Source organism: Dietzia cinnamea NBRC 102147 (assembly GCF_001571065.1).
Taxonomy (GTDB): Bacteria; Actinomycetota; Actinomycetes; order Mycobacteriales; family Mycobacteriaceae; genus Dietzia; species Dietzia cinnamea.
Map to the genome: position 1 here is coordinate 38,390 of NZ_BCSW01000014.1, position 21,674 is coordinate 60,063.

The following is a 21,674-nucleotide window of genomic DNA, read 5'->3' on the forward strand; positions in this document are numbered from 1 at the left end:
TTTTCTGTGTAAGCCGTGCTGAACGGACACGCAGCAAGAGATGACGATGACCGATGAGAAGGGCGCTTCCTCGACGACGGGTAACGAGCTCGTCGCTCGGCTTCAGGCCAGCGGTGCGCTGGACGAGCTGTTCGCCAAGATCGACTCCGGCGAGGTCGAGATCACCGGCTCGGACGGGCTGCTGCCGGCGTTACTCAAGACCACCCTGGAGCGGGGTCTGCAGGCGGAGCTGACCGGCCACCTGGGCTACGAGAAGGGCGAGCCGGCACCGGCCAAGCGCCCGAACGCCCGCAACGGCACCACCTCGAAGACCATCGAGTCCGAGGTCGGCTCGTTCACCATCGACGTCCCCCGCGATCGGGCCGGCACGTTTACCCCGCGGTTGATCCGCAAGGGCCAGCGCCGTCTGGACGGGCTCGACGACATGATCATCAGCCTCTACGCCGGCGGCATGTCCGTCCGCGAGATCGAACACCACCTGGCCACGACGATCGGCGTGGAGCTGTCGGCGGGCACGATCTCGGCGATCACCGACGCCGTGGCCGACGCCGTCCTCGAGTGGCAGAACCGGCCGCTGGAGGAGTTCTACCCGGTCATCTACCTCGACGCGATCCGCATCAAGGTCCGCCAAGACCACCGCGTGGTGGGCCGCTCGGCCTACATCGCCGTCGGCGTCGACCTCGAGGGCGTCAAGCACGTGCTGGGGATCTGGGTCCAGGACACCGAGGGCGCCTCCTTCTGGGCCCACGTGTGCGCTGACCTGGCCAACCGCGGCGTCCGGGACGTACTCATCGTGTGCTGCGACGGCCTGCAAGGGTTGCCGGAGGCGATCGAGGCGACCTGGCCCGACTCGATGGTCCAGACCTGCGTAGTGCACCTGATCCGGGCCTCGATGCGGTTCGTGTCCTACGGCGATCGCAAGAAGGTCGCCGCCGAGCTGAAGAAGATCTACACCGCCCCGAACGAGGAGACCGCCCTGGCGGCGCTGGCCGAGTTCGAGGCCTCGGCCTGGGGCGCCAAGTACCCGCAGACCGTGGCGACCTGGACCGCGGCGTGGGAGCGATTCACACCGTTCCTGCAGTTCCCGCCAATGCTCCGGCGGGTCATCTACACCACCAACTCGATCGAGTCGCTGAACTTCCAGCTGCGCAAGGTCACCAAGAACCGCGGCCACTTCCCGAGCACCGAATCGGCCGTCAAGCTGCTATGGCTGGCGATCTGCAACATCGAAGACCGCCGAGCCCGCGACCGCGCCGCCGAGAAGGGTAAACCCGCCGGACAACGGAGGGCCTCAGGCCGCCTCGTCGAAGGCCAGGTGACGACCAACTGGAAGCAAGCCCTCGCCCAGCTGGCGGCAGCCTATCCAGACCGCATCAACCCCTACCTCTGACCACCCGCATACACAGAAATCTTGACAGGCTCCCTCGAGGGCCGAGACCACTGCTTCCGGATCGCGGACGTCCGCGTGTACGGCATGGATCCGCCGCCCGAGCGCCTCGACCTCTCGGACGGTGGTCTCGAGATCGTCGGGCGTCGACATGTCGTACTCGACGGTGTCGATCTGCGAGCAGAGGTCGATCGCGATGACGTCAGCGCCCTCTGCGGCGAGCGTGACAGCATGGCTTCGGCCTTGACCGCGCGCGGCTCCGGTGACAAAGACGACGCGCCCATCTAGTGATCCCATTGCTCTCCTTGTATCGATTCCAGCCGCTGCGTACCTGTGCAATCGGTGCATCGAACGTAGGGCGCACGGAAACGAATGTGATCCACATTCCCCGCAGAGCGGGACCGGCTGGCGGCATCGGCGATGCTGCCTGGCCTGAGATTCTCCTGAGACATATCGCCGACTCACATTGCCCCGCCAGATGGCGCCTGCGGCTCGGGCCGACCCGGTATCGACGCCGTCGGCCTTCCAGCGGTGGTCGTCCCGGAGCCGCGCTTGTCCACCCATCCCTTCGACGCAAACCGCGGGAGACCCCGAGGTGAGCCGCGATGCCCTCGCGCGTGGCGCCAGGCGGCGATTCGTACAAGTCCACCGCCCGCCGACGAACCTCGTCCGTGTAGTTCTTCCGTGCTATGTCATGGATTCCCGCTTCCCCCAGTACCGTGCTGGAATCAGCGTGTCCACGATCCAGGGTCACGGCCCCCTGTCCGCCGACCCGTCAGGGAAGGCAGCCAGGGGGGGTTCCCTCGGTCCACCGCGCCGCGCCCCGGTGCAGGGGCCCTTAGTTCGTGGGGACTGTGGGGGCGTCCAGGTAGACAGTGGATCCGGCGGCCCGGAACTGGGCGGACTTCTGCTGCATCCCGGCGATTGCTTCTTGCTCTTCGGCGCCACCGAACTGGTTGCGGATGTCTTGTGAGATGCGCATGGAGCAGAACTTCGGCCCGCACATTGAGCAGAAGTGTGCGGTCTTGGCCGGTTCGGCCGGCAGCGTCTCGTCGTGGAACGCCTCGGCGGTGTCGGGGTCCAAAGACAATGCGAACTGGTCTCGCCACCGGAACTCGAACCGCGCCTTCGACAGCGCATGATCTCGCTCGGCCGCTCCGGGGTGGTTCTTGGCCAGGTCCGCGGCGTGAGCGGCGATCTTGTAGGTGATGACCCCGGTCTTCACGTCCTCTTTGTTCGGCAGCCCGAGATGCTCCTTGGGGGTGACGTAGCACAGCATGGCCGTGCCATAGCGAGCGATCTCCGTGGCCCCGATCGCGGAGGTGATGTGGTCATAGCCCGGCGCGATGTCGGTGACCAGCGGGCCCAGGGTGTAGAACGGGGCTCCGTGGCACAGTTCCTGCTGTCGCTCGACGTTCTCCCGCACCAGATGCAGCGGGATGTGCCCGGGGCCCTCGACCATGACCTGCACGTCGTACTCCCAGGCCCGGGCGGTGAGCTCGGCCAGGGTGTCGAGTTCGGCGAACTGGGCGGCGTCGTTGGCGTCGGCGATCGACCCCGGGCGTAGCCCGTCACCCAGGGAGAAGGCGACGTCGTAGCGGGCGAAGATCTCGCAGAGCTCATCGAAGTGGGTGTAGAGGAAGTTCTCCTGGTGGTGGGCTAGACACCAACCGGCCATGATCGACCCGCCCCGGGAGACGATTCCGGTGACCCTATCGGCTGTGAGCGGCACGTAGCGCAGCAATACTCCGGCGTGAATCGTCATGTAGTCCACACCCTGTTCGCACTGCTCGATCACGGTGTCCCGGAAAATCTCCCAGGTCAGCTCGTTGGCCTGCCCGTTGACCTTTTCCAGAGCCTGGTAGATCGGCACGGTGCCGATCGGCACCGGCGAGTTGCGGATGATCCACTCGCGGGTGGTGTGAATGTCATCGCCAGTGGATAGATCCATCACCGTGTCAGCTCCCCACTTGGTGGCCCATTGCATCTTGTCCACCTCCTCGGCGATCGAGCTGGTGACGGCTGAGTTGCCGATGTTGGCGTTGATCTTCACCAGGAAGGCCCTGCCGATGATCATCGGCTCGGCTTCGGGGTGGTTGACGTTGGCCGGGATGATCGCCCGCCCTGCCGCCAGTTCGGACCTCACCAGCTCGACGTCGCAGTTCTCGCGCATGGCCACGAAGCGCATCTCCTCGGTGATGATCCCCGCGCGGGCGTAGTGCATCTGCGTGACCGTCCGGCCCTCTCTGCCCCGGAGAAGCACCGGAGTCGCGCCTTTCCACTCCTGGGAGGCCTCACCCCGCCGGATCGCCGAGCGGCCGTCGTCGAGCAGATTCCGCTCCCGACCCTCGTACTCCTCGACGTCCTCGCGGCCCCGGATCCACGCGGCCCGCAGCGGCGGGAGCCCGACCACCGGGTCACTGCCCGGGCCGGCTGTGCGGTAGACCCGCACCGGGGCGTTCGGCGCCCCGCCCGGAGAATCCTCCAGGGCGATCTCGGTGACCGGCACTCGGAGATCATATTCGGTGTCGTGGACATACGTCAGTGCGCGCGATTTCGATGCACTCATGTGAGGTGCTCCTACTTCCTTCGCCGGCATTACCCGGGCAGGTTCGACGGTCGCAGGCTGCTTCAGCCCGATCTCAGCCCCTGCATTAGGGCTCCCGTGTGGACAGACCCGACGTTAACAGCCCACGACAACCGCCACCACCCCGGCCGAGCGGAGAGAAGGCGCTGACCGGGGGCATCTGCACCGCCGGTTCCTGCGGAGTAGAAACGGAGGTCCGCCCGGCTGTGATGTTCATAACCGAGTACGGCGTCATCTTGTTCATGTTCAGCGGTCACAAGGCCCATGCCAGCATGGCCTTCACACCATCCACCAAAGCTGCTTTCGAAGCCGAGCTCACCCGGTACCGCACTGGCAAAAGCACCGTCGCCCTGCCATACGGCACCCCACCGCCTCGCCCACTCCTCACCAGAATGATCGAGTACCGAGTGCGCGAACACGAACACGACGGCGTCAACTGGATGTGACCGCACACGTAATCGTCACCGGCCAGACGGGCCGGCTGACGCGGGTCACCGCGGCCCGCGAGATCGACGACGAGTGGTCGCGCCGCGCGCAGGTCGGCGTGTCCAACGGCATCGCGATCGAGGGCGACACCGCGTCCGTCACCCAATCGACCACGCGCACCGTGGTGTTGGAGGTGCCGTCGGACCGTCCGGGGGCGACGACGAGGGAGCTCACCACCCCACTCGAGATCATGCAGGCAACTGGGCCACTAGTTGTACAAGATGTACTATTGTTGGCATGGTCACCACGACGCTGAGCTACTTCCGCGCTCATCAGAGCGAGTTACTCGATGCCGCGCAGCGGGCGCCGGTAGAGATCCTCAGCCGGGGCAGCCGTCGTCGCGCCGTTGTCGTCTCGCCGGAGTTCTTCGATCGCGCCCTACAGGCCCTGGAGGATCAGGCCGACGTGAAAGCCGCGGCTGCCGCTCGCCACGAGGACGACAGCATCTCCCACGAAGACCTCATGGCGGAACTGGGCCTGTAGACCAGCGCCCCCGCTTGTCTGATGCCCTATTCGATCTCCTATAAGCCCTCGGCTGCCAAAGCTCTCCGCAGAGTCCATCCCACCGAGCAGAAGCGAATCGTCCGCGCCATCGAAGCTCTGGCGGTGACACCGCGACCGCCCAGCGCCATTCAGCTCGCCGGAGGCGAGGGTGAACTCCGCATCCGCGTCGGCAGCTACCGCATCATCTATGACATCGAGGATGATGCCCTCGTTGTGCTCGTGCTGCGCATTGGGCACCGCGGCGACGTCTACAAGTAACCGCCCCCTCGAGTCGCCGCAGGGCATCAGGTGCCGCATTCCCCGAGGGCGCAGACGATGTGCGATATGACCAGCCCGTGACATCACGGTCTCGAGCCGATCCCGCTGCCCGGCCGGTCTGACAATGCCACTGGCGCGACGGCCGTGGGGCAGACCAGCGGCTTCAGCGCAGCACCTTGAGCTGGAACGGGTAGTTGATCGTCCGGCCCTTCAGCGCGCGGAGGGTGCCGATGACGTGGCCGATGATCTGCGCGAGGAACGACACCGCCAGCAGGATGAGGCCGAGCGGGAGGCCGATCACCGTGATGATGCAGATCCAGCCCACGATGCTCATAAGCCACAGGCCGAGGTTAAAGTTGAACGAGCCCGCGGCGGCCTGGCGGACGAACGGGCTGCGGTCCTTGTAGATCAGCCACATCACGAGCGGGCCGACGAACGACAGCCAGCCGGCCGACAGCGCCATCGCGATGAGGCTCGACGCGTGGGCCAGGGCCGCGGGCGTGCGGTCGTCGGGGCCGGCCACGGGCGGCTGGCCGTACCGCGGATCGCCGTACCGGGGGTCGCCGTACTGGGAGAAACCGGGCTTCTGGGTCATGGCCCCAGTCTCCCCGTCGCGGTGCGCCGGCGCATCCGGGTTCTCCCCGGTTCCCGCGCCCGCGCGCGCCGGCGGACGTGGGCGCGGGCCAGGTTTCACGCACTTGTCATATCCCGCGCCTACTGTGGCGAACATGGCCGACACCACCCAGTCCGACCAGCGCCCGACCGAGCAGCGTCCGACCGAGCCGCCGAGCGCAGACCAGCCCGGCGTCGATCAGCCGGCACCCGACGGCGTCGATCCGCTCGAGGACGCCGTCCGCCCCCTGCGCGACGACGTCCGGTTCCTCGGCGCCCTGCTCGGGGACACCGTGCGCGAGCAGGCCGGCCAGCGGATATTCGACCTGGTGGAGACCGCGCGGCGCACCGCGTTCGCCGTCCGCCGCTCGGAGGCCGACCGCGACGAGGTCGCCGCCCTGTTCACCGACGTGCCCGCCGCCGACGTCATTCCTGTGATCAGGGCGTTCTCCCTATTCGCGCTTCTGGCCAACGTGGCCGAGGACCTCCACCAGGAGCGGCGTCGCCGTCTCCACACGGCCGCCGGTTCGCCGCCGCCCGACGGGGATCTCGAGGCCACCTGGGCTCGCCTCGCGAAGACCGAGCCGGACGCCGACAAACTCGAGACTGTCCGGACCACCGCCCGGGTGGTTCCCGTCCTCACCGCACACCCCACCGAGACGCGCCGCCGGTCGGTCTTCGAGATCACCCGCCGCGTGCTCGACCTCATGCGCCGCCGCGACGCGCTGCGGACCGGGCCACAGGACCGCGTCACCGACGCCGAGCTCGCCGAGGTCGAGACCGACATCCGCCGCCAGGTGCTCACCCTGTGGCAGACCGCGATCATCCGCAGCCAGCGCCCCCGCATCGAGGACGAGGTCCTGGGCGGCCTGCAGTATCACGAGGCCACGCTCATGGACGTGATCCCGCCGCTCAACGCCGAGATCGCCGAGCGCCTGGGCGGCGGAGACCGGCCCGTCGTCCGCCCCGGCTCCTGGATCGGCGGCGACCGTGACGGCAACCCGTACGTCACCGGCGACGTCGTCCGATTCGCCACCGAACAGGCCGCCGCGCTGCTGCACCAGCACTACGCCCACCAACTGCGGATGCTCGAGCGCGAACTGCCCCTGTCGCGGCGTGTCGTGGGCGTGCCCACCGAGCTGCGCGACCTCGCGGACTCCCTCGGGGAGGAGGAGGGCGAGCTCAGCGCCGCGCGGAAGGACGTGCCCTTCCGCCGCGCCGTGAGAGTGGTCCGACGCCGCCTCGCCGCGCGGGGGACCACCTCGTCGTCGCCCCGGGCGGGGGGACACGGCGGCGGTGACGACGACGAGGTCGCCACCGCCGAGCCGTACGCCTCCCCCGGTGAGATGCTCGCCGATCTGGAGGTCATCGACGCGGCTCTCGGGGAGTGCGGGGCCGAGATGCTTCGGGCGCCGAGATTGCGTGACCTGCGGTGGGCGGTGCGCACGTTCGGATTCCACCTGCAGGCCCTGGACATGCGGCAGAACTCGGAATCGCACGAGGAGGTGCTCACCGAACTGTTCGCGAAGGCCGGCGTGAGCGAGGACTACTCGGCGCTCGACGAGAACGCGCGCGTGGAGCTGCTGCTGCGCGAGCTCTCGCACGACCGGCCGCTGCTCGGGCCGCGCGCGGAGCTCTCCGAGCTGGCGGAGAAGGAACTCGGGGTGCTGCGGGCGGCCGCCGCGGCCGTGGACCTGCTGGGCGCGGACGTGGTGCCGCACTACATCGTGTCGATGTGCGGGTCCGTGTCCGACCTGCTCGAACCGGCCGTGCTCCTGCGCGAGGTGGGACTGTTCTCCGGCGACCCGGCCGAGCCGCGGTCGAGCGTGCGGCTCATCCCGCTGCTGGAGACGATCGACGACCTCGCCGCCGGGCCGGGCATCCTCGACGCGGCCCTGGCGATCCCGCAGTTCCGCGCGCTCATCCGCGCACAGGGGGACGTGCTCGAAGTGATGCTCGGCTACTCGGACTCCAACAAGGACGGCGGCTACCTGGCCGCGAACTGGGCGCTATACCAGGCCGAACGCGACCTCGTGGAGGCCGCCGACCGCGCCGGCGTGCACCTGCGGTACTTCCACGGTCGCGGTGGCGCGGTCGGCCGCGGGGGCGGCAACTCCTACGAGGCGATCCTCGCCCAGCCGCCGGGCGCCGTGCAGGGCGCGCTGCGGATCACCGAGCAGGGCGAGGTCATCTCCGCCAAGTACTCCGAGCCGCGGCGGGCGCGGCGCAACCTCGAGGCGCTGGTCGCGGCGACGCTCGAGGCGTCCCTGCTCGACGTCGAGGGCCTCGGCGACCGCGCTGAGGAGGCCTACGGCGTGATGGCCGAGCTCGCGACGCTCGGCCGGGAGGCGTACGGGTCGCTCGTGCACTCCGACCCGGGGTTCATCGAGTACTTCACCACCTCCACGCCGGTCGCGGAGATCGGCGAGCTCAACATCGGCTCGCGGCCGTCCTCGCGGAAGCAGACGTCGTCGGTCGAGGACCTGCGGGCGATCCCGTGGGTGCTGTCGTGGTCGCAGTCGCGGGTCATGCTGCCCGGCTGGTTCGGCGTGGGCACCGCGCTGCGGACGTGGATCCACGAGCGCGGCGAGGACGCGGCCGACGAGCGCCTGGCCACGCTGCGGCGGCTGTACGACGACTGGCCGTTCCTGCGCACGACACTGTCCAATATGGCGCAGGTGATGGCCAAGGCGGACATGGGGTTAGCTGGCCGCTACGCCGAACTCGTGCCCGACGCGGAGGTGGGTCGGCGGATCCACGGGGTGATCGCCGACGAGTTCGAGCTCACCCGCGAGATGCTGCTGGCGATCACCGGGCAGGAGACGCTCCTCGACGACAACCCGGCGCTCGCCCGCTCGGTCCGCAACCGCTTCCCCTACCTCGAGCCGCTCAACGTGCTGCAGGTCGAGCTGCTGCGCCGATACCGCGCGGGCGACGAGGACCCGGCCGTGCGCACCGGTATCCAGCTGACGATGAACGGCCTGGCGACGGCCCTGCGCAACTCGGGTTAGCGGAACTCGGGTTAGCGGAACTCGGACTAGTAGAGCCGGCAGCTAGCGGAGGCGGCGGGCCGTGACCGGGATGAGCAGGGCGCACACCACCGCGAGCCCCGCGATCCACGGGCCCGGCCCGCCGAAGCGGGACAGCTCGGCGAGGAAGTACGGCGTGCCCATGCCGAGGTACGCCAGAACGTAGAACACGGCGACGAGACCGGCGTGGTCGCGGGGACCCGACTGGAGCTCCACCTCGACCAGACCCGCCACGAGCAGGGTGCCGTAGCCGATGCCCAGCAGGACCGCGACGGGCACGAGCCACAGCGCCCGGCCGGGCAGGTCCGGGGAGGCCACCAGGATCGCGCCGGCCGCCATGCCCGCGCACGCCGACGCGAGGCCGGCGATCGGCGGCCGGGACGGCACGGAGTTCGCGGCGAGGCGTCGGATGGCCGGCTGGATGAGCACGCCCGAGCCGAGGGTCACGCCCACCATGACGCCCGCGTACAGGGTGGGCCGGCCGCCGGCGTCGCCGCCGAGGAGGTCGGCGAGCACCGCGAACGACATGCTCGCGCAGCCGAACACGAGCGGGGCCCACGGCGCGACCCCCAGCAGGAACCTGCGCGAGACGGCGGTGGCGGGGATGAGCGGCGTCGACTCGGTGCCGCCGCGTGGCACGTAGGGGTCGGCGGCGTTCCAGGCCGCGACCAGCGCGACCGTGCCCAGGACGAGGTGCGGCAGATACGCCGAGAGCAGCGGCGCGGGGGCGAACTCGCCCACCACCCCGGCCGCGAGGCCGCTGAGCCCGAACCCGCCGGTCAGGGCGATCGCCGCGCGGCGGGCACCTGTGCCGGGCGGGGCGCCGGCGGACAGTTCACGCACCCACGCGCTGCCGGCGCCGAACGCCGCACCCGACGCGAGGCCGGCGAGGAACCGGCCGAGGTACAGCCACAGCTCATGCTGCGGGCCGAGGAGCATGGCCACGGTCGCGAGCAGCGAGAGCACCAGGACGGGCCGCATGAGGACGCGGCGGCCGTTGCGGTCCGACCACCGGCCGGCGACGAGCAGCGTGGGCAGCAGGCCGACGATGTAGACGCTGAAGACCGCGGTGACGCCGGACTGCGAGAGCCCCTGCTCGGCGCGGTAGAGGTGCAGCAGCGGCGCGAACTGGTTGGCACCCCAGCCCACCGCGAACACCGCGAGGGCGGCGGGCACCCAGCTGCGGCGGTCGACCGGAGAATCCATGAGCAGCAACCTAACCCGCGGGTCTCAGACGAGCGCGGCGATGACGAACGCCACCCCCACCGCCACGAACAGCGCGCTGGCCACGAGGTCGACCCACGGCAGCAGCCGCCCGACCCGCTCGTTGACCGCCCGGTGCGAGGCGACCACTGCGAGCCCGGCGAACCACGCGAGCGCCACCGCGAGCATCCCCGCCACGAGCGCCACCGACCACGCCACCGAGACCTCGTCGCGCAGGAACGGCGTGAGCACGGCGCCGAAGAACACCAGGGCCTTGGGATTGGCGAGGTTCGTGGCCAGGCCGCGCGCGACGTCGCGCCGCACCAGATCCGCTACTCCGAGTCGGGATCCGCTACTCCTATCGCGGTAGCGGATCCGGGCTCCGGGTAGCGGATTCTGCGGGGCGGGAGCGGTGCGGGCGGGCGGGGCGGGGGGTGCGCTGCGGGAGCGCCACCACGCGCGCAGGCCGAGAACGCCGAGGCTGGCGAGCAGGAGCCCGCCGGCGACCTGGAGCACCGTCATGACCTGCGGGTACACGCGCACGAGCGTGGCGACGCCGGCGAACGCGGCCCCGAGCCACACCGTCAGCCCGGCGACGATCCCCAGCGCGGTGGCGACGCCGTGCCGCCGCCCGGCGAGGGCGCGTTGGAGGACGACGACGACGTCGGGTCCCGGCGAGACGACCGCGATCGCCCACACCCCGAACAGTCCGAGGAGCTGCGCCGCGGTCACGCCGCCGATTCCATCGCGAGGAGCCGCTGCTTGGCCGCGAGCCCGCCGCGGTACCCGCCGAGCCCACCGTCGGATCGGAGGATCCGGTGACACGGCCACACCAGCGGGAGCGGGTTCGTGGCGCAGGCCGTGCCCACCGCGCGGACCGCGCCAGGTCGGTCGAGGGCGGCGGCGATCTCCCGGTAGGTCGCGGTGCGTCCGTAGCCCACGCGGGCCAGATGTTGCTGGACCTCGCCGCGGAAGCCCGTCGCGAGGCGGGTGTCGAGGGGCAGGTCGAAGTCGCGGCGGTCGCCGGCGAGGTACTGCCCGATCTGGGCGGCGGCCGCGTCGAGGACCGGCGAGTCTCCTTCCGCCCGCAGGACGCGCGGGCCGATGCGGGTGGCGAGGGTCTCCAGTACCGCGTCGGCGTCCTCCACTTCGAACGCCACGTACGCCAGGCCGACCGGGGTCGCGGCCAGGAGCAGGCCCCCGATGGGCGAGTCGACGGTCCGGTAGACGACGTCGGCCAGGCCCTCGCGCTCGGCGTCGCGGGCGAGGCGGTCGCGGAGCCGGCCGGTGTCGGCGGGCGCGGCCCGCAGCGTGGCGATCGCGGGGTCGGTCGTAGCGTGTTCGGTCATGGCGCGACCTCCTGTGACTGCGGTTGGGGCTGCGGCTGGGCGTGGGTCTGGGTCTGGGTCTGGGTCTGGGTCTGGGTGAGTGTCCTGCGCAGGGCGGCGATCCCGTCGGCGGCAGCGCGCCGGGCCGCCGCCTCGGTGCCGCCCGCGAGCTCGGCGATCTCGGCATAGCGGAGACCGCCCAGGTACCGGTACGCCACACAGACGCGCTGCCGGGTCGGCAGGGCGGCGACCGCGTCCCAGATGTGGGGGTCGACCTCGTCGTCGTCGACCCCGGGGGCTCCACCCGAGCCACCCGCGCGCGCACCCCCCGGTCCCGGGGCGCGGGCGTCGAGGACGTCGATGTCGTCGGCGGCGCCGGTCGGAACCGCGGCACGGGACGCGCGGCGGACCACGTCGACCGCTCGGCGGTGGGCGACGCGGACGAGCCACGCCTCGACATCGGTGTCCTCGGGCAGCTCCGGCCACGCCCGCAACGCGGACAGGAACGTCTCCGACCACGCGTCGTCGGCGTCCGGGCCGGGGCCCAGGACCGCGCGGCAGACCCGCAGCACGGTGGCCCCGTGCCGGTCGACCGCGGCGTCGAACGCTGCCCTCATGTGTGTAGATCCTGCCCTCGTCGGTGATCGCCGTCCCGCGCGGCCCGCCCCGCCCGGCCGGGCGGCGGGTGGCGGGCTTCGGTGAGTAGTCGCCCGGCGCCGCGGATTCGTGAGGTCATAGTGTTCCCAATCCGGCGCGGGGCTCGCATACTGGTGCTCACCGCCCGCTCCCGGGGGAGTTTCCATGCTCGGTTCCCGTACGCCCGCACGCCCCTCCGGCCGCCGCCCCGCGCGCGGATCCACACGCCGAACGGCGCGGTCGCGACTGGCCGGGGCGATGGCCGCCCTCGCGCTGGCGGTGCCGCTCGCCGCCGCGGTGGGGTCGGCGCAGGCCGCGGGTGACCTCGCGCCGCGGGCGCACGCGCAGTCTCCGCTCGACCAGCTCGGCCCCCTGGCAGGTCAGCTCGGCCCCCTGGCGGGTCAGCTCGGACCGCTCGCCGACCAGCTGCGTGACCTCGATCCCGCCGGGGAGCTCGGGCCGTACGTCACCGAGGCCCTGGGCGGCATCAACGGGCCGATCGGCGCGCCCGGGCCGCCCGCCGCGGTCGACGCGCCCGTGACGTGCCGACCCACGCCCGCGCGGCCGCGGCCGGTGATCCTCGTGCACGGCACCTTCGACAACGGCGCCAACACCCTGCCGCGGCTCGGCGAGCCGCTGCGTCGGCAGGGCTTCTGCGTGGTCGCCCCGACCCTCGGCGCCTACGCCGGCAACCCGGCCCGCGGCGGCCTCGACTCGATCGTCGCCGCGTCGGGTCCGCAGCTCGCCGGGGTGATCGACCACGTCCGCGCCGTGACCGGGGCGTCGCAGGTCGACCTGGTGGGCTACTCGCAGGGCGCCGCGATCGCCGGCTACACCACCAAGGTGCTGCGGCCCGGCGCCGTGGCGAACGTCGTCTCGGTGGGCGGCTACTGGGGCGCCGACAACAGCGGGCTCATCCCGCATCAGCTGCCGCGCGAGATCGCCGGCGTCGGCCTGTGGGCCGCCAACCTCCGGGGACTGGCCGAGCTGTCACCGGGCAGCCCCATGATCACCGCCTGGTACGGCCTCGACCGCACCCCGTTCCTGCCCGGCGTGGGCTATACGCTCATCGCCACGCGAGGCGACCACCTGCTGCCGCCCGAGCGCAGCTTCGTGCCCGGCCCGGGCGTGCGCTGGGTGGTCACCGAGGACGCGTGTGGCGGCGGGCCGAACTCGCACGGCGGGATGGTCGTCGACGGGCGGACGCACGCGCTCGTCGCCGGGGCGCTCGGCGGGGCCGGGGGCTGCTGAACGGAGCCGGAGCAGCTCAGGCCGTGCGCGCCGGCCAGCCGGCGACGGGCCACTGAGCGGTCAGCGGTGCTCGCGCGCGTAGTGCTGGTACAGGTCGTACGCGTGCCGCAGCCCGAGGCCCGGGTGGGAGACGCGCAGGCGGCGCACGGCGTCGATCTCGCCCGACGATCCGCGGATCGCGGCGGCGACCTGCCCCGGCCGGATGGCCGCGGCGATGCGCCGCGAGCGCTCCTCGTTGCGCCCGCCCAACCACCAGCGGTGCGCGGCCGCGCCCAGCAGCAGCACCGCCATCGCGGCCCACAGCAGCACGTCCACCGCGCTCGCCGACCCCGAGAGCAGCAGGACCGCCGCGATCACCAGCGCTCCGACGCCGCCGGCCGCCGTGGCGACCACGTACGCGATCATCGCCCCACCCCGCGGACGGCTCAGATGCTCGAACACCCTGTCGGCAGGCTCCGCCGTCGGATCCAACGGGCGGGGTGAGGTCACGAGCGGAACTCCTCGTCGTCGTCGGACACTCCCCCGCCGAGCGCGGCGCCGCCGCCGGACGCGGCGTCCCCACCCGCCAGGTGGCGCTCCACCCGGTCGACCTTCCCGCGCAGCTCGCCGGAGCGGCCCGGCCGCAGATCCGCCTTGAGCACCAGCGACACGCGCGGCGACACGGCCAGCACGGCGTCGGTCGCGGCGCGGATGACGGGCATGACCTCGTCCCACTCGCCCTCGATGGTCGTGAACATCGAGGTCGTCTCGTGCGGCAGGCCGGACTCGCGGACCACCCGGACCGCCTCGGCGACCGCCTTGCTCATGGACGCCGACTCGTCCGCGGTGGACGTGGGGGCGACGGAGAAAGCGAACAACATGGCATCACCGTAGACCCGCCGCGCCCGATCGTGCAGATTCCGGACGCCCGGCGATACCTACGTCACAGGCGCGAGACCGTCTGCGGCACACCCGGCGTGTACCCCGCCTCGGCGAGCAGCTCGCGCACGCGCGGGATGACCTTGCGGCCGTACAGGTCGATGCAGGTCATGAGGTCGTCGTGCGGGGTGGGGCCGCTGGCGTACTTGAGGTCGAAGCGGTCCAGGCCCAGCGTGCGGACCGTGGTGGCGATCTTCTGCGCGACCGTCTCCGGCGAGCCGACGTACATGGCGCCCGAGCGGACCTCGCGGTGGAAGTCGGCCTCGGTCGCGTCGCCCCAGCCGCGCTCGCGGCCGATCTGGTTGCGGTTGACGATCCAGTGGCGTGCGGACAGTGCGGCGGCCTTCGCGTCGGTCTCGGCGACGAAGCCGGGCGAGTGGACGGCGATCGGCAGGCGTGGCGCGTCCGTCCCCGCGAGCTGGGCGTTGGCCTCGCGGTACAGGTCGGCGAACGGTGCGAACCGCCCGGCGGGTCCGCCGATGATAGCCAGCATGAGCGGCATCCGGTAGCGGGCCGCGCGGACCACGGACTCCGGGCTGCCGCCCACCGCGATCCAGGCGCTCAGACCGCTGGCGGTCTTGGGGTAGACGTGCTGGTCGACCAGCGGCGGCCGCAGCTCGCCCGACCACGTCACCGGCCCCTCGGGCAGCAGCGCGGCGAACAGGTCCAGCTTCTCGCTGAACAGCTGCTCGTACTGGGACAGGTCGAAGCCGAACAGCGGGAACGACTCGGTGAAGGAGCCGCGACCCAGCACGACCTCCGCGCGGCCGTTGGACAGCGCGTCGATGGTGGCGAAGCGCTGGAAGACGCGGATCGGGTCGTCGCTGGACAGGACGGTGACGGCCGAGCCGAGGGTGATGCGCTCGGTGCGCGTGGCGATGCCGGCCAGCACCACGTCGGGGGCGGAGACCGCGAAGTCGGGGCGGTGGTGCTCGCCGATCCCGATCGCGTCGACGCCCACCTGGTCGGCGAGGACGGCCTGCTCCACGACGTCGCGCAGGACCTGCGCGTGGTGGACGGGCCGGCCGCCCGAGTCGACGGTGGTGTCGCCGAACGTGTCGAGGCCGAAGGCGACGCGGGGCTGGGGTCCGGAGGCTGCGGTGCTCATGCCCCAAGCATAGTTGATCCGTCACCTAGCGGCGGAGGCGCGCGACGCGCGGACGTAGCGCGCGATCATCCGGTCCATGAGGCCCGGGGCGAGGCGCTGGAGGCGCCACGTGGCGCGGGCGCGGACGGGTTCGACGACGAGAGCGCGGTTGCCCGCCACTCCCGCGAGCACCGACGCCGCCAGTCGGTCCGGGTCGAGCGGCCGCCGCACGCCCTGCCCGTCGAGGTAGAACCGGCGCCCGTCGAAGCCGTCGAGCTGGCCCTTGTCGAGGATCGCCGTGTCCACGGCCGCCGGGCACACCACGGTCACCCCGACCCCGCGCCCAGCCGCCTCCGCGCGCAGCGACAGGCCCAGACCGACCACCGCGTGCTTGGTCATCGCGTAGCTCGTGATGAGACCCGCCGGGCACAGACCGCCCATCGACGCGGTGAGCACGAGCGCCCCGGAGCCGCGGGCGATCATGTGCGGGTACGCCGCGTGCACGCAGTGCACGACCCCGCGGACATTGACGTCGATGATCGCGTTCCACTGGTCGAGGCTCAACAGCTCGGTGTCCCCGCCCCACGTGATACCGGCGTTCGCGAACATCATGTCCAGCCCGCCGCGGGACTCGACAACCTCCTCGACCAGTGCGGAGACCGCGTCGGCATCGGTGACGTCCAGGCGTGCAGGCTGCGCGCTCCCCGCCACCGCGGGAGCGCCGGCCCGGGCGGACCTCGTCGTCGTCACCTCCTCGGCGACCCGGCGCGCGGCGGCGAGGTCGATGTCGGCCACCACCACGTGTGCGCCCGCCGCGGCGAGCGTGCGGACGAGTGCCGCGCCGATCCCCGACCCGCCGCCGGTGACGATCGCGGTCGCGCCGGCCGGGTTCGGCGGCCGGACCGCGGTCACGAGAGCGCCCTCATGAGAAGGCCCTGGTCGCCAGGCCGAGGACGTCCGGGTAGCGGCGCAGCTGGGCGCCACCGTCGATCGCCACGTCCTCGCCCGTCATCCACTCCGCGTCGGCGAGGTGCAGCACCGCGCGCGCGACGTCCTCGGCGGTGCCGCGATGCGCAATAGCGGCGTTGGCCGCATACTCCTCGGCCAGGCCCGGGATCTGCAGCACCGGCTCGGTGAGCGGGGTGACGAGGAAGCCCGGCGAGACGGTGTTGACCCGCACGCCGCGCTCGCCGAGCTCGAGCGCCGTGACCTGCGCGAGCATCACCAGGCGCGCCTTGGCCGCGCAGTACGCCGCCATCCCCCGCCCGGGCTGGCGGGCGTTGAGCGAGGCGATCGCGACGATCGCGCCGCCGTCGCGGACCGCGCGCCCGCCGTGCTTGAACACGAGGAACGCGCCGGTCAGGCACACGTCGACGACGCGGCGGAACTCGTCGGTGTCGTGGTCGGCGACCAGGCCGAGCGTGCTCACGCCCGCCGTCGTGACCACGAGGTCCGGCGCGGTGTCGGCGAACAGCGCCTCGACCGACGCCTCGTCGGTCACGTCGACGCGGCGGCCCTCGTGCGTGGGGCCCTCGTGCGCGGGGTTGGCGGCGGGCGGGAGCACTGCCTCGTGCGGCGCGACGGACGGGAGCTCGGCGGCACGCGCCTCGGCGACGTCGGCGTCGAGATCGGCTATCGTCACCCGCCACCCGGCCGCCGCGAGGGCGCGGGCGGTCGCCCATCCGATTCCCGAAGCGCCGCCCACCACGACCGCCGCGCGGGCGGGGCCGGTCACTTCCCCACGGCCGGTGGCCGCGTCGCCGCCCGCGGCGCGGACCTGTGCATTGTCACCGGCATCGTCATCGGCCATGCGGCCTCCCCTCGGGTCGACAGGGGGCGCCGACCGTGCGCGACACCCCGGCAGAGGAAGCCGTTGACGGCCGTCAACACGAACCATAGTGTGATGCGCGCCATAGCTCTCTGTCCTGGCGAGTGTGCCTCGCCGAGGACCGCGCCGAAGGGGTTCGTATGACTTCGACCTGCAGGATCGCCGTGATCGGCGCGGGCATCAGCGGCCTGACAACGGTGAAGATGTTGCGCGACTACGGGATTGACGTGGTGTGCTTCGAGGCGTCGGACCGGATCGGCGGCAACTGGGCGTTCGACAACCCCAACGGCAGCTCGAGCGCATACCGCTCGCTGCACATCGACACCTCCAAGCACCAGCTGAGCTTCCGCGACTTCCCCATGCCGGAGGAGTTCCCGGACTTCCCCCACCACTCGCAGATCAAGCAGTACCTCGACGACTACGCAGAGGCCTTCGACCTGCTCGGATCGATCGAGTTCGAGACGCGCGTCATGCATGCCGAGCGGTTGCCGGAGGGCGGCTGGGAGCTCACCACCGCGGGCGCGGACGGCACGGGCCCCACGGAGTCGCACCTGTTCGACGCCCTCGTGGTGGGCAACGGGCACCACTGGGACCCGCGGTTCGCCGACTTCCCCGGCGAGTTCACCGGCGAGATGATCCACTCCCACGCCTACATCGACCCGTGGACCCCGCTGCACCTCATGGACAAGAAGATCCTCGTGGTGGGCCTGGGCAACAGCGCCGCCGACATCGCGGTGGAGCTCTCGTCCAAGGTGATGCGCAACGAGGTCACGCTCTCGACCCGGTCGAGCGCCTGGATCGTGCCCAAGTACATCGCGGGCAAGCCGGCCGACAAGTACTTCGCGACGTTCCCATACCTGCCGTACTCGTGGCAGCGCAAGGTCATCCAGACGATGCAGCCGATGTCGGCCGGGCGACCGGAGTCGTACGGGCTGCCCAAGCCCAACCACAAGTTCTTCGAGGCCCACCCCACGCAGTCGGTCGAGCTGCCGCTGCGCCTGGGCTCGGGCGACGTCACCGCCAAAGGCGACATCGAGCGCCTCGACGGCCGGACCGTGCACTTCGCTGACGGCACCAGCGCCGAGTTCGACGTCATCATCCAGGCCACCGGGTACAACACCACGTTCCCGTTCTTCGACAGGGACTTCCTCAGCGCCGACGAGCACAACCACGTGCCGCTCTACAAGCGCATGTTCACCCCGGGCGTCGAGGATCTGGCCTTCGTCGGGTTCGCCCAGGCCACGCCCACCCTCTTCCCGTTCGTCGAGGCGCAGGCCCGGCTCGTGGCCGCGTGGGCGGCCGGCCTCTACCGCACCCCGCCGGTCGAGGAGATGAAGCGGGTGATCGTGGAGGACGAGAAGAAGTACATCGGCCACATGCTCGACACGCCCCGGCATCAGCAGCAGGTCGACTACTTCCTGTATGAACACGACATGCGTACCCGTGAGATACCCCGAGGACTCGACCGCGCCCGCGCCCACGGACCCGCCCTCCGGCCCAAGGTGACGACATGACACCCGCGGCGCCGGCCGGCGCCACCTCCCCGCGGGGCGACCGACGGCGCGAGGCGCTGCTCGCCGCGCTCGACGACCGCCTCAGGACCACCGCGCTGGACGACATCTCGGTGGCCGACCTCACCGAGTCCGCCGGCATCACCCGGTCGGCGTTCTACTTCTACTTCGACTCCAAGGCCGCCGCGGTGGGCGTGCTGCTGGCGATGGTGCAGGACGAGGCCGACGCCGCCGTCGAGACGGCGGTGCGCGGCGAGGGGGATTTCCGCACTCGGGTCACCGCCGCGCTCGAGCGGCTGACCGACCGGGTCCTGGACAAGGCCCACATCTACCGGGCCCTTCTCACCGCGCGCAGCAAGCACGCCCAGACCCGTGACCTGTGGGACGACGGCCGCCGGGCCCTCGCCGTGCAGATCGCCGAGTTCCTCCGCGCCGAGCGCGCGGCCGGCCGGGCCCCGGAGGGCGTCGACGCCGACGCGCTCGCCGTGGGGCTCATCCACATCAACGAGACCGTCCTCGAGCAGCTGGCCTACGACCCGGGCCGCCCGCGGGAACCGCTGCTCACCGTCGCCGCGGACATGTGGGTCCGCACGGTGTACGGCCGCCCCGACCCCGCGGTGGACCCCGCGGCCGATCCAGGGAGAACCACATGACCACGACCGTCGACGTCGCCTTCCGCTCGGGCACCGGGGCGGATGCCGCCGAGTGCCGCGGGACCTTCCTGCCCGCCGCCGACACGGGCGACTCCGGGGTCGGCGCCGGAAGCGACCCGGCCGCCGGGCGTCCGGCCGTGGTGCTCGCCCACGGGCTGGGCGGCACGGTGGACTCGGGCCTGATGCCCTTCGCCGAGGCGTTCGCGGACGCCGGGTACGCGGCGCTGGCCTTCGACTACCGCGGCTTCGGCCGCTCCGATGGCAGCCCCCGTCAGGTCGTCTCCCCCGCCCGCCAGCAGGACGACTACCGCGCGGCCATCGCGGCCGCCGCCGCCCAGCCCGGTGTCGACCCGCGGCGGATCATCCTGTGGGGCTGCTCGCTGGCCGGCGGGCACGTGCTGGAGGTCGCCCGCCGACGCGATGACATCGCCGCCGTGATCGCGATGATCCCCCTGGTCGACGGGCGGGCCGCCGCGGCGGCCGCCGCCCGCCAGCACAAGCCGACCTCCCTGCTCCGCGCCACGGGTACGGCGGTCGTGGCGAAGGTCGCGGCGGCGGCGGGGCGGGAGGAACCGAAGCTGCCCCTGGTCGGCCCGCCCGGCTCGTCCGCACTGCTCTCCCTGGACGGCTACGAGGAGGCGTACACCTCAGTCGCCGGACCCTCGTGGCGGAACGAGGTGGGCGCCTCGATCGGCGCGGAGCTGGGATCGTTCCGGCCCGGCCGGCACGCGGCAGACCTCGCCGTCGTCCCCGTCCTGTTCCAGATCGCCGACCTGGACCGCAGCGCCCCGCCCCACGCCGCGGCCACGGCGGCGGTCGCCGCGCGCGCCGAGGTCCGCCACTACCCCGGTGACCACTTCGACCTGTTCGCCGGCCGGCCGTGCCACTCCGGCGCGGTCGAGCACGCGGTGCACTTCCTCCGGCGGCGGGTGGGCTGACGGCGGTGGGCTGACCGGGTCGCCGTCGGTGTGAGCTGACTCACCTTTTCTGATAGTTGACACGTCATGTGGGCCGTCCTATCGTTGGTGATACAACAACAAGGAAGCGTCCGGCATCGACCGGACCGATCCCACAAGGAGTCACCATGACCGCGAGCCTCACCGACCTGACCGGCACCTGGTCCCTCGACCCCACGCACACGCGTCTCGGGTTCGTCACGCGTCACGCGATGATCACCAAGGTGCGCGGCGCCTTCAACGACTTCACGGGCACCGTCACCGTGCCGGCGGAGGGCATCGAGGGCGCGAAGGCCGAGGTCACCATCAACGCCTCGTCGATCGACACCCGCAACGCCGACCGCGACGGCCACCTGAAGTCCAATGACTTCTTCGACATGGAGAACCACCCCGAGATCACCTTCATCTCGACGAAGATCGCCCCCAACGGTTCGGGCGGCGTCGACGTGACCGGCGACCTCACCATCAAGGGCACCACCAAGTCCGTGACCATCCCGTTCGAGTACGAGGGCACCGCCACCGACCCGTTCGGCAACCAGCGCGCGGGCTTCGAGGGCACCACCACCCTCAACCGCACCGACTTCGGCCTGACCTGGAACGCCGCGCTCGAGACCGGCGGCGTGCTGGTCTCGGAGAAGGTCACCCTCGAGCTGGAGATCTCGGCCATCAAGAACGCCTGATCCGCCCGGCGTCGGAGCCGGACGCCGCTACGGCCGCAACGCCCGCCCCGGCATCGACCGGGGCGGGCGTTGGTATGGCGTGAGAGGGGGCGCCGGACCCGACGGCCTAGGTGACGACGACGAGGACCGCCGTGTGTGTGCCGTCTCCGTCCTCCCAGGTCCCGCTGAGCGTGCCCGGGGAGCCGATCAACGGACGGTCGGTCTCGGCGTCGTTCTCCTCGTTGACGACGCGGACGACCCGCGGGCTCGCCTCGGGGGACTGCCCGAGCCCGTCGCCGCCGCCGCGGATGTTGACCGGGGACGGCGTGACCGCATCCTCCTCGACCAGCAAGTGGTCGGCGGCGGTGTCGCGGTGGCTGATAACGCGGCAGACCTCGGTCACGTAGACGGGGTCGGCGGGGGCGTCGTACACCCAGCGCCGACCGAGGACCGAATGCTCCGTTGTCCCGACCAGCGCGTCGGCGGCGTCGGACAGCTCGGCGCCCCGGTAGGTCACGGGGACGTGATAGGTCTGTGAGCCGTCGGAGAGCAGGAACGACTCCATCCCCACCTCGCCGTCCGGATCGACGAACCGGTAGGCCGTCACCTGCTCGAGGCTCTCGGGATCACCGTCGAACCAATCCTGGCGACGGACCCACCCACGCAGCAAGTCCAGCTTGCCCGGGTCGAGGACGGCGTCATAGATCTCGGCGGTTCCACTCATGCGCTAAGACTCCCCGAAAACACCCGGTCCGGCAAACGATCGGAGCTCCGGGCGTGG

At 71.5% G+C, this 21,674-nt stretch carries 23 protein-coding genes, 1 pseudogene and 1 riboswitch; of the genes and pseudogenes, 11 read left to right on the forward strand and 13 right to left on the reverse strand.

Annotation, left to right across the window (positions count from 1 at the left end):
• Positions 1-46 precede the first annotated feature (46 nt).
• The gene (locus tag DCI01S_RS07295) at positions 47-1,390 is read left to right on the forward strand and encodes an IS256 family transposase (RefSeq protein WP_061228636.1); all 1,344 of its coding nucleotides are present in this window, start codon (positions 47-49) and stop codon (positions 1,388-1,390) included.
• A gap of 33 nt (positions 1,391-1,423) precedes the next feature.
• Here DCI01S_RS07295 and DCI01S_RS16760 read toward each other — a convergent pair.
• Positions 1,424-1,684, reverse strand: a pseudogene (locus tag DCI01S_RS16760) (SDR family NAD(P)-dependent oxidoreductase); the annotation flags it as partial.
• Positions 1,685-2,225: 541 nt separating this feature from the next.
• A complete protein-coding gene (gene thiC, locus DCI01S_RS07305; RefSeq protein ID WP_061228606.1) occupies positions 2,226-3,956 on the reverse strand; it encodes a phosphomethylpyrimidine synthase ThiC in 1,731 nt (576 codons plus the stop codon).
• Positions 3,955-4,064: riboswitch (TPP riboswitch) on the reverse strand. (Overlaps the previous gene by 2 nt.)
• 119 nt (positions 4,065-4,183) lie before the next feature.
• Between thiC and DCI01S_RS07310 the strand changes: the two genes are divergently transcribed.
• Genes DCI01S_RS07310 through DCI01S_RS07325 form a run of 4 tightly spaced genes read left to right on the forward strand, consistent with a single transcriptional unit; the run spans position 4,184 to position 5,222 of the window.
• Positions 4,184-4,420, forward strand: coding sequence for a hypothetical protein (locus DCI01S_RS07310; RefSeq protein ID WP_174521536.1), 237 nt, complete (start codon positions 4,184-4,186; stop codon positions 4,418-4,420).
• Positions 4,417-4,716: a hypothetical protein gene (locus DCI01S_RS07315; RefSeq protein WP_061228607.1), complete on the forward strand. Its 300-nt coding sequence runs from the start codon at positions 4,417-4,419 to the stop codon at positions 4,714-4,716. Before DCI01S_RS07310 ends, DCI01S_RS07315 begins: the two co-directional genes overlap by 4 nt.
• Positions 4,698-4,943 carry a type II toxin-antitoxin system Phd/YefM family antitoxin gene (locus DCI01S_RS07320; protein ID WP_061228608.1) on the forward strand — a complete coding sequence of 82 codons (246 nt, stop codon included), beginning with the start codon at positions 4,698-4,700 and terminating at the stop codon, positions 4,941-4,943. The genes DCI01S_RS07315 and DCI01S_RS07320 overlap by 19 nt, the downstream gene beginning before the upstream one ends.
• A 21-nt stretch (positions 4,944-4,964) precedes the next feature.
• Positions 4,965-5,222 carry a type II toxin-antitoxin system RelE family toxin gene (locus DCI01S_RS07325; RefSeq protein ID WP_061228609.1) on the forward strand — a complete coding sequence of 86 codons (258 nt, stop codon included), beginning with the start codon at positions 4,965-4,967 and terminating at the stop codon, positions 5,220-5,222.
• A 163-nt stretch (positions 5,223-5,385) separates the two neighbouring features.
• Here the strand turns inward: DCI01S_RS07325 and DCI01S_RS07330 are convergent, their stop codons facing one another.
• Complete coding sequence (locus DCI01S_RS07330) at positions 5,386-5,817, reverse strand: DUF4870 domain-containing protein (RefSeq protein WP_061228610.1); 432 nt, start codon at positions 5,815-5,817, stop codon at positions 5,386-5,388.
• Positions 5,818-5,950: 133 nt separating this feature from the next.
• On the opposite strand from DCI01S_RS07330, the gene ppc reads away from it, so the two are divergent.
• Entirely contained in the window at positions 5,951-8,845 is a 2,895-nt protein-coding gene (ppc, locus tag DCI01S_RS07335) for a phosphoenolpyruvate carboxylase (RefSeq protein WP_244881679.1), read from the forward strand.
• A gap of 42 nt (positions 8,846-8,887) precedes the next feature.
• Here ppc and DCI01S_RS07340 read toward each other — a convergent pair whose 3' ends face one another.
• The 4 genes from DCI01S_RS07340 to DCI01S_RS07355 are packed head-to-tail and all read right to left on the reverse strand — an operon-like array spanning position 8,888 to position 12,011.
• On the reverse strand, positions 8,888-10,069 hold the full coding sequence (locus DCI01S_RS07340) for an MFS transporter (RefSeq protein WP_061228611.1): 1,182 nt from the start codon (positions 10,067-10,069) through the stop codon (positions 8,888-8,890).
• A gap of 24 nt (positions 10,070-10,093) precedes the next feature.
• Positions 10,094-10,798 carry a LysE family translocator gene (locus DCI01S_RS07345; protein WP_061228612.1) on the reverse strand — a complete coding sequence of 235 codons (705 nt, stop codon included), beginning with the start codon at positions 10,796-10,798 and terminating at the stop codon, positions 10,094-10,096.
• A complete protein-coding gene (locus tag DCI01S_RS07350) occupies positions 10,795-11,415 on the reverse strand; it encodes a methylated-DNA--[protein]-cysteine S-methyltransferase (protein WP_061228613.1) in 621 nt (206 codons plus the stop codon). The genes DCI01S_RS07345 and DCI01S_RS07350 overlap by 4 nt, the downstream gene beginning before the upstream one ends.
• Positions 11,412-12,011, reverse strand: coding sequence for an RNA polymerase sigma factor (locus tag DCI01S_RS07355; RefSeq protein WP_061228614.1), 600 nt, complete (start codon positions 12,009-12,011; stop codon positions 11,412-11,414). The genes DCI01S_RS07350 and DCI01S_RS07355 overlap by 4 nt, the downstream gene beginning before the upstream one ends.
• 184 nt (positions 12,012-12,195) lie before the next feature.
• On the opposite strand from DCI01S_RS07355, the gene DCI01S_RS07360 reads away from it, so the two are divergent.
• Positions 12,196-13,281 carry an esterase/lipase family protein gene (locus DCI01S_RS07360; protein ID WP_061228615.1) on the forward strand — a complete coding sequence of 362 codons (1,086 nt, stop codon included), beginning with the start codon at positions 12,196-12,198 and terminating at the stop codon, positions 13,279-13,281.
• Positions 13,282-13,341: 60 nt separating this feature from the next.
• Here DCI01S_RS07360 and DCI01S_RS07365 read toward each other — a convergent pair whose 3' ends face one another.
• The 5 genes from DCI01S_RS07365 to DCI01S_RS07385 all read right to left on the reverse strand — a co-directional run bounded on the left by DCI01S_RS07365 (position 13,342) and on the right by DCI01S_RS07385 (position 17,096).
• The gene (locus DCI01S_RS07365; protein ID WP_061228616.1) at positions 13,342-13,770 is read right to left on the reverse strand and encodes a hypothetical protein; all 429 of its coding nucleotides are present in this window, start codon (positions 13,768-13,770) and stop codon (positions 13,342-13,344) included.
• On the reverse strand, positions 13,767-14,141 hold the full coding sequence (locus DCI01S_RS07370; RefSeq protein WP_061228617.1) for an MTH1187 family thiamine-binding protein: 375 nt from the start codon (positions 14,139-14,141) through the stop codon (positions 13,767-13,769). Before DCI01S_RS07370 ends, DCI01S_RS07365 begins: the two co-directional genes overlap by 4 nt.
• A 62-nt stretch (positions 14,142-14,203) precedes the next feature.
• Positions 14,204-15,307 carry an LLM class flavin-dependent oxidoreductase gene (locus DCI01S_RS07375; protein WP_061228618.1) on the reverse strand — a complete coding sequence of 368 codons (1,104 nt, stop codon included), beginning with the start codon at positions 15,305-15,307 and terminating at the stop codon, positions 14,204-14,206.
• A gap of 21 nt (positions 15,308-15,328) precedes the next feature.
• Positions 15,329-16,198, reverse strand: a complete 870-nt coding sequence (locus DCI01S_RS07380) for an SDR family NAD(P)-dependent oxidoreductase (RefSeq protein WP_061228619.1) — start codon at positions 16,196-16,198, stop codon at positions 15,329-15,331.
• 10 nt (positions 16,199-16,208) lie between these two features.
• Positions 16,209-17,096, reverse strand: coding sequence for an SDR family NAD(P)-dependent oxidoreductase (locus tag DCI01S_RS07385; protein ID WP_082767687.1), 888 nt, complete (start codon positions 17,094-17,096; stop codon positions 16,209-16,211).
• A 158-nt stretch (positions 17,097-17,254) separates the two neighbouring features.
• Between DCI01S_RS07385 and DCI01S_RS07390 the strand changes: the two genes are divergently transcribed.
• The 4 genes from DCI01S_RS07390 (at position 17,255) to DCI01S_RS07405 (ending at position 20,914) form a co-directional block, all read left to right on the forward strand.
• Positions 17,255-18,628: a flavin-containing monooxygenase gene (locus DCI01S_RS07390; RefSeq protein ID WP_061228620.1), complete on the forward strand. Its 1,374-nt coding sequence runs from the start codon at positions 17,255-17,257 to the stop codon at positions 18,626-18,628.
• Positions 18,625-19,278 (forward strand): TetR/AcrR family transcriptional regulator, encoded by a 654-nt coding sequence (locus DCI01S_RS07395; RefSeq protein ID WP_061228621.1) that lies wholly within the window; start codon positions 18,625-18,627, stop codon positions 19,276-19,278. The genes DCI01S_RS07390 and DCI01S_RS07395 overlap by 4 nt, the downstream gene beginning before the upstream one ends.
• Positions 19,275-20,216: an alpha/beta hydrolase gene (locus DCI01S_RS07400; protein WP_061228622.1), complete on the forward strand. Its 942-nt coding sequence runs from the start codon at positions 19,275-19,277 to the stop codon at positions 20,214-20,216. The genes DCI01S_RS07395 and DCI01S_RS07400 overlap by 4 nt, the downstream gene beginning before the upstream one ends.
• Before the next feature lie 146 nt (positions 20,217-20,362).
• On the forward strand, positions 20,363-20,914 hold the full coding sequence (locus tag DCI01S_RS07405; protein WP_061228623.1) for a YceI family protein: 552 nt from the start codon (positions 20,363-20,365) through the stop codon (positions 20,912-20,914).
• 106 nt (positions 20,915-21,020) lie between these two features.
• On the opposite strand, the gene DCI01S_RS07410 is transcribed toward DCI01S_RS07405, so the two are convergent.
• Positions 21,021-21,617 (reverse strand): maltokinase N-terminal cap-like domain-containing protein, encoded by a 597-nt coding sequence (locus DCI01S_RS07410; protein ID WP_061228624.1) that lies wholly within the window; start codon positions 21,615-21,617, stop codon positions 21,021-21,023.
• Between the last annotated feature and the right edge of the window lie 57 nt (positions 21,618-21,674).

Excerpts from the sequence above, each read along its gene's own strand:
- DCI01S_RS07330 (WP_061228610.1), bottom strand. The coding sequence starts at position 5,817 with ATGACCCAGAAGCCCGGTTTCTCCCAGTACGGCGACCCCCGGTACGGC.
- DCI01S_RS07355 (WP_061228614.1), bottom strand. The coding sequence starts at position 12,011 with ATGAGGGCAGCGTTCGACGCCGCGGTCGACCGGCACGGGGCCACCGTG.
- thiC (WP_061228606.1), bottom strand. The coding sequence starts at position 3,956 with ATGAGTGCATCGAAATCGCGCGCACTGACGTATGTCCACGACACCGAA.
- DCI01S_RS07360 (WP_061228615.1), top strand. The coding sequence starts at position 12,196 with ATGCTCGGTTCCCGTACGCCCGCACGCCCCTCCGGCCGCCGCCCCGCG.
- DCI01S_RS07390 (WP_061228620.1), top strand. The coding sequence starts at position 17,255 with ATGACTTCGACCTGCAGGATCGCCGTGATCGGCGCGGGCATCAGCGGC.
- DCI01S_RS07310 (WP_174521536.1), top strand. The coding sequence starts at position 4,184 with ATGTTCATAACCGAGTACGGCGTCATCTTGTTCATGTTCAGCGGTCAC.
- DCI01S_RS07375 (WP_061228618.1), bottom strand. The coding sequence starts at position 15,307 with ATGAGCACCGCAGCCTCCGGACCCCAGCCCCGCGTCGCCTTCGGCCTC.
- DCI01S_RS07320 (WP_061228608.1), top strand. The coding sequence starts at position 4,698 with ATGGTCACCACGACGCTGAGCTACTTCCGCGCTCATCAGAGCGAGTTA.
- DCI01S_RS07350 (WP_061228613.1), bottom strand. The coding sequence starts at position 11,415 with ATGACCGAACACGCTACGACCGACCCCGCGATCGCCACGCTGCGGGCC.
- ppc (WP_244881679.1), top strand. The coding sequence starts at position 5,951 with ATGGCCGACACCACCCAGTCCGACCAGCGCCCGACCGAGCAGCGTCCG.
- DCI01S_RS07400 (WP_061228622.1), top strand. The coding sequence starts at position 19,275 with ATGACCACGACCGTCGACGTCGCCTTCCGCTCGGGCACCGGGGCGGAT.
- DCI01S_RS07325 (WP_061228609.1), top strand. The coding sequence starts at position 4,965 with ATGCCCTATTCGATCTCCTATAAGCCCTCGGCTGCCAAAGCTCTCCGC.
- DCI01S_RS07405 (WP_061228623.1), top strand. The coding sequence starts at position 20,363 with ATGACCGCGAGCCTCACCGACCTGACCGGCACCTGGTCCCTCGACCCC.
- DCI01S_RS07370 (WP_061228617.1), bottom strand. The coding sequence starts at position 14,141 with ATGTTGTTCGCTTTCTCCGTCGCCCCCACGTCCACCGCGGACGAGTCG.
- DCI01S_RS07410 (WP_061228624.1), bottom strand. The coding sequence starts at position 21,617 with ATGAGTGGAACCGCCGAGATCTATGACGCCGTCCTCGACCCGGGCAAG.
- DCI01S_RS07395 (WP_061228621.1), top strand. The coding sequence starts at position 18,625 with ATGACACCCGCGGCGCCGGCCGGCGCCACCTCCCCGCGGGGCGACCGA.
- DCI01S_RS07385 (WP_082767687.1), bottom strand. The coding sequence starts at position 17,096 with ATGGCCGATGACGATGCCGGTGACAATGCACAGGTCCGCGCCGCGGGC.
- DCI01S_RS07340 (WP_061228611.1), bottom strand. The coding sequence starts at position 10,069 with ATGGATTCTCCGGTCGACCGCCGCAGCTGGGTGCCCGCCGCCCTCGCG.
- DCI01S_RS07295 (WP_061228636.1), top strand. The coding sequence starts at position 47 with ATGACCGATGAGAAGGGCGCTTCCTCGACGACGGGTAACGAGCTCGTC.